The 14,430-nt window shown below is 39.1% G+C and carries 8 protein-coding genes; 5 read left to right on the top strand and 3 right to left on the bottom strand.

The features are described from left to right. Positions 1-29: 29 nt before the first annotated feature. Together ACT3CD_RS12935 and ACT3CD_RS12930 are read left to right on the top strand one after the other, a co-directional pair. Entirely contained in the window at positions 30-824 is a 795-nt protein-coding gene (locus ACT3CD_RS12935) for a rhamnogalacturonan acetylesterase (protein ID WP_444646057.1), read from the top strand. A gap of 175 nt (positions 825-999) precedes the next feature. Then, positions 1,000-2,496, top strand: a complete 1,497-nt coding sequence (locus ACT3CD_RS12930; protein ID WP_444646056.1) for a sialate O-acetylesterase — start codon at positions 1,000-1,002, stop codon at positions 2,494-2,496. Between the two features lie 47 nt (positions 2,497-2,543). Here the strand turns inward: ACT3CD_RS12930 and ACT3CD_RS12925 are convergent, their stop codons facing one another. Further along, positions 2,544-3,413: an AraC family transcriptional regulator gene (locus tag ACT3CD_RS12925; protein ID WP_444646055.1), complete on the bottom strand. Its 870-nt coding sequence runs from the start codon at positions 3,411-3,413 to the stop codon at positions 2,544-2,546. A gap of 374 nt (positions 3,414-3,787) precedes the next feature. Between ACT3CD_RS12925 and ACT3CD_RS12920 the strand changes: the two genes are divergently transcribed. Further along, positions 3,788-6,214, top strand: a complete 2,427-nt coding sequence (locus ACT3CD_RS12920) for a glycoside hydrolase family 2 TIM barrel-domain containing protein (RefSeq protein WP_444646054.1) — start codon at positions 3,788-3,790, stop codon at positions 6,212-6,214. 864 nt (positions 6,215-7,078) lie between these two features. On the opposite strand, the gene ACT3CD_RS12915 is transcribed toward ACT3CD_RS12920, so the two are convergent. After that, a complete protein-coding gene (locus ACT3CD_RS12915; protein WP_444646053.1) occupies positions 7,079-8,731 on the bottom strand; it encodes a diphosphate--fructose-6-phosphate 1-phosphotransferase in 1,653 nt (550 codons plus the stop codon). 462 nt (positions 8,732-9,193) lie between these two features. On the opposite strand from ACT3CD_RS12915, the gene ACT3CD_RS12910 reads away from it, so the two are divergent. Continuing rightward, the gene (locus ACT3CD_RS12910) at positions 9,194-10,186 is read left to right on the top strand and encodes a glycosyltransferase (protein WP_444646052.1); all 993 of its coding nucleotides are present in this window, start codon (positions 9,194-9,196) and stop codon (positions 10,184-10,186) included. Positions 10,187-10,583: 397 nt separating this feature from the next. Here the strand turns inward: ACT3CD_RS12910 and ACT3CD_RS12905 are convergent, their stop codons facing one another. Continuing rightward, on the bottom strand, positions 10,584-11,174 hold the full coding sequence (locus ACT3CD_RS12905; protein WP_444646051.1) for an RNA polymerase sigma factor: 591 nt from the start codon (positions 11,172-11,174) through the stop codon (positions 10,584-10,586). A gap of 177 nt (positions 11,175-11,351) precedes the next feature. Between ACT3CD_RS12905 and uvrA the strand changes: the two genes are divergently transcribed. After that, positions 11,352-14,159, top strand: coding sequence for an excinuclease ABC subunit UvrA (gene uvrA, locus ACT3CD_RS12900; RefSeq protein ID WP_444646050.1), 2,808 nt, complete (start codon positions 11,352-11,354; stop codon positions 14,157-14,159). Positions 14,160-14,430 lie beyond the last annotated feature (271 nt).

Genomic DNA, 14,430 nt, shown 5'->3' with positions numbered 1-14,430 from the left:
CCTAATTTTTATAAAAAATTTGTGTCATTATGAGAAATATAAAAATTAAATCCAGAACTCATATTAAGCGTGTTAGCAACAACATAAAAACAATAGGAGTTCTTATTTTCGTACTGAGTCTGATGTCTGCTACTCAACACAAAAAAGCCAGAATATTTATGGCAGGCGATTCAACCATGCAAAGCTATCACGAAGAAAAAACGCTCATGCGCGGTTGGGGACAGTTATTACCGACTTTTTTTGACAGCTCAAAAATAGAAATTTTCAATCAGGCTATAGGCGGACGCAGTACTAAATCATTTCAGGCAGAAGGGAGATGGCAACAATTGCTCAATCAACTTCAAAAAGGCGATTACGTTTTCATTCAGTTTGGGCACAATGACGCGTCGGTAAATAAACCGGAACGCTACACGCCACCGGCAGATTATAAATCAAATCTCATTCATTTTGTTAACGATGTACGAGCAAAAAAAGCCATCCCTGTCTTGGTGACTCCCATCGTGATGCGAAAATTCACCGATAATGGTGTTTTTAAAGACGGGCATGGGATGTATCCTGATATGATGCGTGAAGCAGCCAATGAAACTGGCACGCTGTTAATTGATATGCATCGCATGAGCATGAAACTGGTTTCCGAATTGGGCCCGACGGATTCAAAAAAATTATATATGAATGTTTTACCGGGTGAACATCCGGCCTTCCCCAACGGCCTTAACGACAATACGCATTTGAGAGAAAAAGGAGCACGTGCCATGGCTCAAATAGCTGTAAACGAAATAAAAGTGCTTAAAATTAAAAAATTGATGAAATGTTTAAAAGAATAGTGACAACCGGATTTGATTTCTAAATCAGGATAAAAACCTTTAATCTTAAAATTGAAAAACAGATTTCACTATTCGATGATCATGCAGTTAACATTCTGTTATTGAAAATCTTAATAAAACAACTAAAATGAATAACGGTATTATCAAGACACTCTCTGCCATAATTATTTGGTGTATGGCAATAAATATCAACGCTGAGATAAAACTTCATGGGCTGTTTACCGACCACATGGTGCTGCAACAAAAATCCAGTGTTTTAATTTGGGGATGGGCAACACCCGGCGAAGCGGTATCTGTAACAACCGACTGGAACAATAAAGTAGTAGCCACTAAAGCCAACGCAAATGGACAATGGCAAGTTAAGGCAAAAACGATAGAAGCCGGAGGCCCATACAGCATACTGGTAAAAGGAGACAATGAAATTAAAGTATCGGATGTTTGGTTAGGCGAAGTTTGGATCTGCTCTGGCCAATCCAACATGCATATGCCAGTAGGAAAATTTGGCAAAGACGGAGATTGGCGAACCGGTGTCATTAACTATAAAAATGAAATTAAAAATGGTGATTACCCTAAAATTCGTATGTATACGGTAGAACGCGTTACATCTGAAACCATCCTTGATGACGTTAAAGGTCAATGGACTGTTTGTTCGCCTGAAACAGTTGGGGAATTTTCAGCTGTAGGATATTTTTTTGGAAAAAATCTTTATCAAGAACTAAATGTACCAATAGGATTGTTAAACACATCATGGGGTGGAACACCGGCTGAAGCATGGACGCGCAAATCGGTACTCACAGCCGATAAAGGGTTTTCTCAAAGTGTAAAACGGTACGTCTATAATATGGAAAACTGGGATCGGGTATGGTCTGATTATAAAGAGGTACTCGATTCGCTGGATCAATTGCGGGCCAGTGGTAAAAAAGTCTCAAACCCTCGTCCTCCCGTCGGATTAGGAAGCAATAAAGCGCCATATGTACTTTATAACGGAATGATTGCCCCCCTTCTCAATTATCGAATTAAAGGTGTTATCTGGTACCAGGGTGAAAATAACGCTCAGTTGGCCTGGCAATATCGTCGGCTGTTTCCTGCTATGATTAAAAACTGGCGAACCGATTGGAAACAAGGTGATTTTCCCTTTTATTTTGTTCAAATTGCACCACACAGAAGTCAGAATCCTGAAATCAGAGAAGCTCAGTTGATGGCGCTTCGGTCCGTAAAAAATTGCGGAATGGTAGTCACAACCGATATCGGAGATTCAACGAATATTCACCCCACTAATAAACAGGAAGTGGGACGCCGCTTATCATTATGGGCACTTGCTAAAACCTACAACAAGAAAGATATTGTGTACTCTGGCCCTATCTACCGCAGCATGAAAATAAAAGAAAACAAGATCATTTTGTCATTTGATTATGTTGATGGAGGACTCATCTGCAAGGGCGATTCTCTGACTCATTTTACCATTGCAGGTGCCGATAGCGTGTTCTATCCTGCCCATGCCGAAATAAAAGGAAACGTAATTACCGTTTCAGCTCCAGAGGTGAAACAACCGGCTTCCGTACGATTTGGATGGAATTACTTTCCAATTCATAATTTATTCAATAAAAGCGGCTTACCGGCCTCCCCATTTCGGACAGATGACTGGCCGGGAGCTACGTATGGTAAAAATTAAATTTTGAGATACCCCTTCCATCATCGGCTTCTATAGGTTATTAGCCATTATAGGCCTTTCCTGAGTTCCGATGGTGGTTGTCCAATTTTGCTTTTAAAGAGTCGGCTAAAATAATGAATGGACTCAAATCCTGTTTCATAAGCCACCTCTTTAATAGGCATATCTGTCGTTAACAAAAGTTCTTTGGCACGCATTAAGCGAAGTTGTAAATGATATTGGCCAGGTGATACCCCTGTATGTTTCTTAAACATCTTACGGAAGTAAGAATAACCAAGGTTTAAAGAAGACGCCAAATCGGTAAAATCCAAATCTTTATCAAGATTATTACGCATTTCAAATTTGGCTTTTTCCATGGCAGTTTCCAGTGGCTGACCTTTAAAGTCCTTATTTTTAACATGAGACACAACAGAACCTAACAAACGGATGGCTATTCCTGACGAAATAAGTTGAAACCCAGGTTTTTCCTTTGTGGCAAGCTCATAAATTTTATCATAGCAATCGATTAAGCTCTCTTTAAGACCGCAATTGATTACAGGGGATTTGCTGTTGAGAACCGGATTCTTGAAAAGTCGTTCAATAATTTCACCTTCCAAACCAATATAATGTTCAGTCCATCCTGTTGACGGGTTGGGTCGATAACGATGCCACATGCCAGGCTTAATCAACAAAATGGTTCCTGCCGTGATTGTATATTTACCATTTTGTGTTTCGATCACGCCTTTACCCTCTGTAATATAATTTACCTGGTATTCATAAAGGATACGTCCAATCTCCCAGTTAAAAAAATAACCGGATGGATGCTCTGGCGATGGATAAGTAGAGTTTGGTTTTATTGTTGATTTACCAACCACATTAAAACTTATTCCCCATTGTTTATCTTCAGGACTGGCTGCTAAATATTTAAAAAAGTCATCCATTGAATATGTGTTATTAAAACCATTAATATGGGTCAATCATTATCGAATCCAGCATAAAACTAATAAATAGTTATTATTAATCAAGATGAAATCAAGTTTTAAAAAATCCGAAAGCCAAACGAACCATAGGAATTGCTTCACACGGGCGTATTATTAATTTCGGTGAGTTCCATGTGACCTTAAAAATCAAATTATAAACACATGAAACCATCAAATCAACTTTAAAGAAAAAACAAATCACTATGTTTTCAATAATAGTTCTTACAGCTGACCAATTATCGTATTTTTCTTAAGGCGACGATGAATGATGCAATATGAACGAGATTAAAACTTAAACTGAATCAATAAATGTTAAACCAACTAAATTTATAAATATGAGATTAATTCTATTAAGCATGATGTTTGGTGTTTTTATGTCGATATCGGGCCAACGCACCGTCGAAAGCCTAAATTTTGACTGGAAATATCAAAAAGGATGGTGGGAAGGTGCTTCTCAGCCCGAGTTTAACGATTCGCAATGGCAGACTGTTAATTTGCCACACGATGCAAGTATTGCAGGCCCTTTTGTGAAAGACAGTCTGGGCTCAGATCGCCAGAATGGTTTTTTGCCACGCCAAAAAGGCTGGTACCGCAAAACGATAGATATTGACTTTTCACTTGAAGGTAAAAAGATTTTCTTTGACTTTGAAGGCGTGTACCGGGATGCACATGTATATGTCAACGGCCGCGAGGTGGCGCATCAGCTCAATGGATATCAGGCTTTTCGGGTCGATGTTACATCAGTCATACATAGTGGCAAAAACTTATTGGCAGTCAGTTATGACAACACCTACCAAAATAGTTCCCGATGGTACAATGGTGAAGGCATTTACCGTGATGTTTGGATGGTGGTAACCAACGGCGTATATGTTGACCAATATGGGACCTATGTAAGAGCACTTTCGTTATCGGATCAAAAAGCCAGAGTGGCCGTCGATGTAGAAGTCATCAATGAAATGAAAGCAACTGAGGTAACATTAAAAACAGAAATCCTGACGCCCGACGGCCAATTAATCAAAACATTAAAAAGCATCGTTCCATTAGGGGAAAAAGAACTATATACGTTTAAACAAGAATTTAATATCGATAATCCACAAATATGGGATATTGATTCTCCCCTTCTCTACACCGCAAATTCATACCTCATTGTTAATGACACATTAGTCGACCTGTATCAAACTTCATTTGGACTTCGTTCCGTCGAATTTGATCCAGAAAAAGGATTAATGCTTAATGGACGAAAAGTTTTGGTTAAAGGCGTAAACATACACCATGATTTAGGTCCCCTTGGAGCTGCAGCTTTTCAACGTGGATACGAACGACGGCTTGAAGGGCTAAAAAAACTGGGCTGCAATGCCATTCGCCTAAGTCATAACCCACACGATACGGCTATTTTGGACTGGTGCGATAAAAATGGCATGCTGGTGCTGGACGAAGCATTTGATAAATGGGCCGATCAATTCTTTGGTGAAGGGAACAACTTTAACGATCACTGGCGCAATAGTTTAAAATCATTTGTTCGTCGCGACCGTAACCACCCCTCTGTTTTTCTATGGAGTGTGGGCAATGAAACGGCACAACAACGCAGCCCTCGTTACGACTTTGGCGTGCCGATGCTAAAAGAAATGGTTGCCTTTGTTCACCAATTAGAACCCACCCGCAAAGTCACATGTGGTCTTCATCCTTCCAGAAAAAGCGGAGCCTATCGTACTGAAAATTATTACAGAGAAGGTCCCCCGGAAATGGAATTTTATATGGATATTGTAAGTACCAACTACAGAGAAGAATTTTGGGCTGTCGATAAAGCCGCCTATCCGCAACTGATGTTTCTATTAAGTGAAGCTCAGGTTGGAAACTTAGGTAACGAGTGGTTTAATTTTAATCATGATACATCTGTAGGCATGTTCTATTGGGGAGGGACCGATTACATCGGAGAATCATTTGGTTGGCCTGCCAAAGGCTGGGTTAATGGTATTATTGATTGGAATGATCACTGGAAGCCTTTTAGCTATTATATACAAAGCTTATACAGCGAAAAACCCATGGTGCATATCGCCGCTTTTGATCCCAATTCGGAAACAAAAAAATACTGGAATGAAGTACAATTGCGCTTCCAGCCAATGTATTCGCACTGGAACTGGGCCGGTAAAGATTCTGTCAGGTTATACACTTTCAGCAATTGCCAGGAGGTAGAACTGTTCATCAATGGAAAATCGCAAGGCATCAAAAAAATTCCGGAGGTTTACTACACCAAGAAAATCACCTCATACTCCGCCGAAGAGTATAACCCCGACGCTCCTATAAATGTAGGGCCAGCCATGCACAAGAAACTAGAGTGGATCGTTCCTTATCAACCCGGAAAAATTGTTGCTGTCAGCCGAATTAATGGCAAAGAAGTAGCACGTCATGAAATGGTTACAGCCGGCGCCCCTCATGCGATAGTTTTGGAACCTGATCGCACAGTTATAAAAGCAGACGGATTGGATCTCTCATATATAACAGTAAAAATAGTAGATAAAAATGGCGTTCTGATACCAGACGCAGCAAATAACATAAAATTTAATGTGTCGGGAGCCGGCGTTATTGCAGGTGTTGGAAATGCCGATCTACTAAGTGATGAATCATTTGTTTCCGACCAAAGGAAAGTATTCCAGGGCAAAGCACTTCTAGTCATTCGCGCCGGCCGTGAAAAAGGGGTGATTAAGATTAATGCGAAAACAGAAGGTTTAAAATCCTCCAAATGCACGATAGAAGTCAATTAATTTTAAGACTTTTTATGCAAAAAAAAATCTGTTCTTAAAATAGATCACTTGTTGTTTATTATTAGAAATTTACAATAAAACCGAACTACTAATTAGAGTCTGTCCATAAACTAGGTGTTTGAAATATAAAGTTCAAATTCAAGGCTTGCGAAGTCATAAAAATCAAGGGACTGACGAACGAAGTAAAGGCAGAAGCAAAGCTGTTGTTGTGGATTTATCTCATAAATGCTTTGATTATGCTTTACAAGGAGGAAGAAGACGAAGTCAGTTTACTTTTCGTAAATGACTGTTTTTATGACAAGCGTAACGCAGAAGTTGACTTTATAGACAAACACTAATTAATCAATTAAATGAAAGCTGGCTACCAGTAACATGGTTAGCCGGCTTTTTTTTGCGATACAACCGTAATAAAATGAACTATTGTTACAAATCACTATTATTAATAATTATACCGAGAACTTACAAATTAAAAGTGCTTGCCAGAAAAGGCCATTTTTTTTCGTCGCGCTGGATTTCAAAATGGTCATTTATGACAATCAAGTCACATTTTTCCAACTTCAAAATACTGAAAAATATAGCTTTTTTAAATGCTTCCTGAGTTTTCCGGCAAATACTATTTCGCATTTTTGACTCTGCTTTAGCACCCCGTCCATAAGGGAAACACCTATACAAAGCTGACGACCACACAACATATTGAATATAAAATATTAATTCGCAACACATTATATCAAACAGACCAGATACAAGCAATTCCAATCTCAAAATGCATACATCAAAAACATTTATTTCATAAAAAAAAGACACCAATTAAAACTTAAATTTCAATTGGTGCCTTAAAATAATACTCGATGAAACCTAAAATGACTATTTGCCTTGTTCCAGTTTCAATGTATGCGTGGGTAAATCACAAACTTCTGTAGGTCCAAAATATTGAATTGGCCCAGGATAGACAAAACTGGTAGTCATAGCCCATGTTTCCCTGTTATCGGCCAACATTTTGAAAGGCTTTCCATCCAGTTCAACCAAAGCCTTCTGAATTACGGGTTTTAAATTCCCATGGCGCTTTTCCATATTCATCATCATAGTGATGGGTGCACCACCCGGTATCCATTGCGCAGCAGGTGCAGTCAGATTTTTAACAGACGCCATGTAACCGGTTTTTCCTTCAGCAATTAATAGCGAAGCGGTAACCCCAAGACTGTAACAATAATCAGCATCAAAATTAGAGGGGGTGGCGCATCGTCCTTCGTAACCAAAGAAATGCCCTTGTCCGGAAAATTTACCGGTGAAAAGGCCATCCTTCTTCATCTTTTTCAATTTGGATTTCACCATATCAATAAGCAGTTTTTCAGTCTCGATCATTGATACCTGAACATTACCGTGTGGGTCACGATCAAGCATCAATTGATTGGCAAAATTATTTGGCAAACTGCGGAACACTTCAGCTGATTCAGCCGATATTTTAGAGGCCACAAAATCACGTTTATCACGATTACCTTCCAGAACAGCAACTTCAGATTCAAATTTGGCCAAAACATCATTCAACTCAGAAATTAACGTTTTCATGGCAGGAATAAATTCCACAACACCTTCAGGAATCAAAACGGTTCCAAAATTATAGCCTTTTTCGGCTCTGCGCGCTACTACATTGGCAATATCAGTCACCAACTCATCCAGAGTCATTCCTTTTTTCTCGACTTCTTCCGAAATAATAGTAATATTAGGCTGCGTTTCTAAGGCACACTCTAAAGCGATGTGAGAAGCTGAGCGCCCCATCAAACGGATAAAGTGATAATATTTCTTAGCCGAATTGGCATCTCTTTGAATATTACCAATCAATTCGCTGTAAGTTTTACAGGCGGTATCAAACCCAAAAGAAGTTTCAACCACTTCATTTTTGAGGTCACCATCAATTGTTTTGGGCACTCCAATAACCTGAATTCCACTCTTTTTAGAGGCAAAATATTCAGCCAGAACACAAGCGTTGGTATTTGAATCATCACCACCAATAATAACCAATGCACTCACGCCAAGAGCTTTGCAATTTTCAATTACTTTCTCAAATTGCGCTTCTTCTTCAAGTTTGGTACGTCCCGAACCAATAATATCAAAACCGCCAGTGTTACGATATTCATTCACCAACTCCTCGGTCAAAACAACATACTGATTATCAACCAAACCGCTGGGCCCACCCAGAAAACCGTATAATTCATTTTTCGGATTACACTTTTGGAGACCATCGAACAAACCCGATATTACGTTATGACCGCCAGGAGCCTGTCCTCCTGATAGTATTACACCCACTTTGATAGCCGGATAAGATGTCGTGTCGGAACCGGGTTCAAAAGTAATAACAGGCATCCCATAAGTATTCGGGAATATTTTTTTTATGTCATCCTGGTCGGCCACCGACTCTGTTATCTTTCCTTCTACAACTTTAACATTGCCCGTCAATGACTTAGGCATTTTGGGAACATATGTTTCCCGTGCAATTTGAAGTGGACTTTTAACCATCATAATTGTTTTAAGATTATTATTTTTAATTAATTATTCATATTTATCATGAAACCAAATCAATGTAAGTCTGCTTTACAGCTGGTCCATTTTACAAATCGAAATGATCATTTTAATGGTGGCTCCCATAGGCCTTTTAGAAACAGATCCAATTTTAAACAACATCGCAAATGCGATAAAAGACTTCCAGTGCCGTGGCCTTTTCCAAAAATCATTGCTATTGGCGGACACCTTAAAAGTTTAAAAACCTTATATAACATGATTTTCACAAAGAGGTACAAATTTGATAATATTTTTTATGAAGTTAAAGTAATCAAAGTGATTATTTACAAATTATAAAAATTTAACACTATTTGGCAACAATTCAACATTTTAGATCCCATAATTGAATTGCAATCCGTACAACTGTAAAGGATAATGATGATTTGTTTTTGCTATATTTGGAACAAATTGCAAAGACCTGTTATGTCAACTTTTTCATTTATTATCCCAGTATACAATCGCAGTGAAGAACTCGACGAGTTGTTAGATTCGATGCAGCATCAAACCGACAAAAACTTCGAGATCATTGTTATAGAGGATGGCTCAGAATTTCCGAGTAAAGATGTTATTTCAAAATACCAGTCAAGCCTGAACATTCAGTATCTCATCCAAAGCAATAAAGGACCAGGCCCGGCGCGTAATACAGGTTCGCAGGTAGCTCATGGGGGATGGCTTATTTTTCTAGATTCTGACTGCCTCTTACCTACCAATTACCTGGAAATAATAAAAAAAACGGTGGCGTGTGATGAATTCGACTGCTTTGGTGGGCCGGATAAACCCCACCCCGGATTTAACACCATTCAAAAAGCAATTGGCTACGCCATGAGTAGTGTACTCACAACCGGCGGTATACGCGGTGCAAAAGAAAGCTTCGATCGTTTTTATCCACGGAGTTATAATCTGGGGGTTCGTAAAAGTGTATTTCAGGTTTTGCACGGATTCTCGGAGATGCGTTTTGGCGAAGATCTGGATTTTAGCATGCGCTTACTGGAAAAAGGATATTCAACACGACTAATTAAAGACGGGTTTGTATATCACAAACGACGTAATAATTTTCGTTCTTTCTTTAAACAAGTTTACAATTCAGGTATTGCACGCATCAATCTCGAAATAAAACATAAAAAAACTTTAAAACCAATTCACGCCTTTCCCTCTATTTTTGTATTAGGACACGTCGGTATTTTGATATTGGCTTTTTTCAACCCTTGGATTTTAACGTTGCTATTGGTGATTCCCATTACCGTGTTCTGCCATGCCTGGTATGTTACCAAAGAACGAAAGACTGCCTGGTGGGCAGTTATGGCAACTTTCACACAAACTTTTGGCTATGGTTTGGGTTTTATGGAAGCTTTTATTCTAAGGTATATATTACGAAGAAAAGAATTTCACGCATTCAGATCAAATTTCTACAAATAAATTAATATTGATCTGATTTTAAGGCCCGTTGCCGGGCCGCTCGTTTTTTTATCCGGCTGAGTATTTTTATAGAGGGTGAAGGGTAACGTCTGCACAGCTCCGCCTCTGACATGCAAAGAATTAACTTGAAAAGATTTCGTCCATGGCATTCCAGCCATTCTAAATCCACACTTTTCTTCATCATTGAGCGTCCTAAATTTATCAACTTGAGAAGAAAACGGAATTTATCAATCTTTATTTTATAACAATTAAAAAAATATTTAATGCATTCCTAAAAGTTCTCGTAACAAATAAAAAAGTTTCAAAAACATAAATTAGCTGTCGTAAATAACCTTTTGACGAACAATTATAACCCACGACTTATAGGCTTTAGAGATAATCCCGATTTAAAAAGTCTCTATACAGCCAATGACACCTTTTTTTCATCCATCATTTTACGCAAATTAAGCAATGCATAACGCATTCTTCCAAGGGCGGTATTAATGCTAACATTGGTTTCTTCTGCAATCTCCTTGAATGACAACCCCATATAATGACGCATCTTAATCACTTCACGTTGATTATCAGGTAAAAGCTCGACCAATTGAGAAACATCACGATAAATTTCATCTTTCACCATTTCTTCCTCGATTGTCCCTTCTGAAAACGAAGAATCGTTGAAGATATCCCGCTCATAGTCTTCGTTATAAATCAAACGAAAATTCTTTTGTCGACGATAATGGTCAACAATTAAATTATGGGCAATACGCATTACCCATGATACAAAACGTCCGTTATCGGCATACTGGCCTTTATTTAACGTATCATGCACCTTCAAAAAAGCATCCTGAAAGATATCTTCTGCCAGATCCTGATTGCGAACCAATAAAAAAATATACGAAAAAACGCGTTGTTTGTGACGATTCAACAGTACGTCAAAACACTTATAATCTCCGGAAGTAAAGCCTTTTACAAGTCCTTCATCCGACAGGCTGTTATACTCTGTCATGATAATAAAAATTAATTGTCCATGTAAAAGTTTCTCCGATAGGCAGTCTTTTTATTGTTGTGAGTACAAAAGAATACAAAAAAATACAAAAAAACAAAAAAAGTCAAATAAATGATAGTTTAACTTTAATTTTTCGTGTCGTAGTTCTTTAGTATCTTTGTGCGTTTAGCATTAAAGATGAAGAAAGATAGTAATATGCCGGCACATATACAGATTAAGGGCGCGCGAGTTCATAATCTTAAAAATATTTCGCTTAATATTCCGCGTAATAAATTCATTGTTATAACTGGTGTTTCGGGGTCAGGAAAGAGTTCATTGGCTTTCGACACGCTATATGCCGAAGGACAACGTCGCTATGTGGAGAGTCTTAGTTCTTACGCGCGACAATTTCTGGGTAGAATTGATAAGCCTGAGGTCGACTACATTAAAGGTATTCCACCTGCTATTGCCATTGAACAGCGTGTCAACACACGCAATCCTCGTTCCACAGTGGGCACATCAACCGAAATATACGAATACATCAAATTATTATATGCCCGTATAGGCCGGACCTTCTCGCCTGTTTCGGGGAAAGAAGTTAAACGACATCATATATCTGATGTGGTCGATTTCATCAACAACCACCCAAAAGGAACCCGGGTCGCTATTTTGGCACCGCTAATTCCCCCTCCAGGTCGCAATTACCATGAACATCTGGAAATATTGCAGCAGCAAGGTTTTAGCCGTATCGATAAAGATAATGAACTTATAACGCTCGAAGACTTACTAAAAAACGGGCCGCTACTTGATGGCAATAGTGGCAATATGAATCTGTTAATCGACAGAATAGCAGTAGATGTTGATAATGATGACAACACCTCACGCATATCGGACTCCGTACAGACAGCTTTTTACGAAGGCCATGGTGAATGTATCATAAAAATTTATACCGGTAAAAACGCCAGTTCTCATTCTTTTTCCAATCGGTTCGAAGCCGACGGTATCATCTTTGAAGAACCCACAGAAAATACGTTCGCCTTTAACAATCCAATAGGCGCCTGCCCAAACTGTGAGGGTTTTGGAAGTGTTATTGGAATTGATGAAGATTTGGTGATTCCCAACAAACACCTCTCGGTGTACGATGGTGCTATTGCTTGCTGGAAAGGTGAAAAATTAGGCGAATGGCGCGAAAAATTAATAAAAAATGCACATAAATTTGACTTTCCGGTTCACAAACCCTATTTCGAGCTAACACAAAAACAAAGACAACTACTATGGTCTGGCAATCAATACTTTCATGGTATAAACAAATTTTTCCAACATCTGGAAGAAAAACTCTATAAAATTCAAAATCGCGTATTACTGGCACGTTACCGGGGTAAGACGGTCTGTCCGGATTGTCACGGCACACGGTTAAAAAAAGAGGCTTCATGGGTTAAAGTTGGCGGCAAAAGTATTCATGAATTGGTGACAATGCCCATTAATGAGTTGTCGCTATTTTTTAAAAATATAAATCTGGAAACGCACGAACTCAAAATTGCCAAACGTCTGCTAATAGAAATTAACACCCGATTGGATTTTCTTATACGAGTAGGCCTCAGTTATCTCAATCTCAACCGGTTGTCATCAACACTGTCGGGAGGTGAAAGCCAGCGCATCAACCTGGCCACATCATTGGGAAGCAGTCTGGTGGGGTCTCTTTATATTCTTGACGAGCCAAGCATAGGACTACATTCGCGTGACACAGAACAACTGATAAGCGTTCTTCGAAACCTTCAACAATTGGGTAACACGGTTGTGGTAGTAGAACACGACGAAGAAATAATCAGAGCCTGCGACGAAATAATTGATATAGGCCCAGGCGCCGGACAACATGGTGGGGAAGTCGTTTATCAGGGTGATTTTACCAGGCTACAATCCGTTCCGGAAAGTTTAACAACCCAGTATTTAAAGGGAACCAGAAAAATTGAAGTGCCCTCCAGCCGTCGATCATGGAATCAATCTATAGAATTAACCGGTGTCCGTGAAAATAACCTCAAAAATATTAAGGTAAAATTTCCGCTTAACACATTAACCGTTGTTACCGGCGTAAGCGGTTCAGGCAAATCTTCGCTGGTAAAAAAAGTACTTTATCCAGCCCTCAAAAAAATAAAAGGTGGTTTTGCCGATAAAACCGGAGCATTTGATCTGCTGCAAGGTGATTTGAATGCCATCCACGACGTTGAATTTGTTGATCAAAATCCAATCGGGAAATCATCACGTTCAAATCCGGCCACCTATTTAAAAGCGTGGGATGACATCAGAAAATTAATGTCAGACCAGAAGCAGGCCAAGTTGGAAGGTCTTAAACCGGCTCATTTTTCATTCAACGTAGATGGAGGACGTTGCGAAGAGTGTCAGGGCGAAGGAACGATCAAGGTTGAAATGCAGTTTATGGCCGATTTAGTATTGACATGTGAAAGCTGTCAGGGCAAACGATTTAAACCGGAAATACTGGAAATTAAGTATCGTGGCAAGAATGTTTACGACCTGCTTAAGATGACGATCAACGAAGCCATCGAATTTTTCAACGAAGGGGCCACATCAGCAGATAAACGCATTGCGGGTAAACTACAACCTTTATCGGATGTAGGGTTAGGCTACGTTCAGATGGGACAATCGTCGAACACCTTAAGTGGTGGTGAAAGCCAAAGAGTAAAGCTGGCCGCTTTTTTGGCATTGGAAACAACGCAACCGACCCTATTTATCTTTGATGAACCCACCACCGGTCTTCACTTCCACGACATACAAAAATTGCTTAAAGCCTTCAATGCCCTGATTGACAGAGGACATTCAATTATTGTAGTAGAGCATAATATGGATGTCATTAAATCTGCCGACCATATCATCGATCTGGGACCCGAAGGTGGCAGCGAAGGTGGTTATATTGCTTTTGAAGGAACACCCGAAGAACTTATTAAAAACAAAACATCGTATACTGCAAAATATCTTAAAGACTTTTTATAAAGCAATACAATCGAAGTTAATTGCCCGGCGCTCAAATTATAGTCTGTCTATAAAAGACTACTTTTTCTGCATTAGGCTTGCTATCAAAATGATCACTTACGTCAGTAAACTCATATTTTATATCTGCGCAAGCCTTAATTTTGAACTTTCAAATTTAAACGCCAGACTTTTACGGACAGACATTAACCAAACTAAAAAACTGCCATAATTTTATTCAACTCAGAACAAAAACAAAAGGCGCAAATAGTTGATACCATTAGGTTTTCAACGT

This window comes from Geofilum sp. OHC36d9 (assembly GCF_052400685.1).
GTDB lineage: Bacteria > Bacteroidota > Bacteroidia > Bacteroidales > Marinilabiliaceae > CAZHHH01.
The sequence above is the reverse complement of the archived record's forward strand: the minus strand, read 5'-3'. Positions and strand labels throughout refer to the sequence as shown.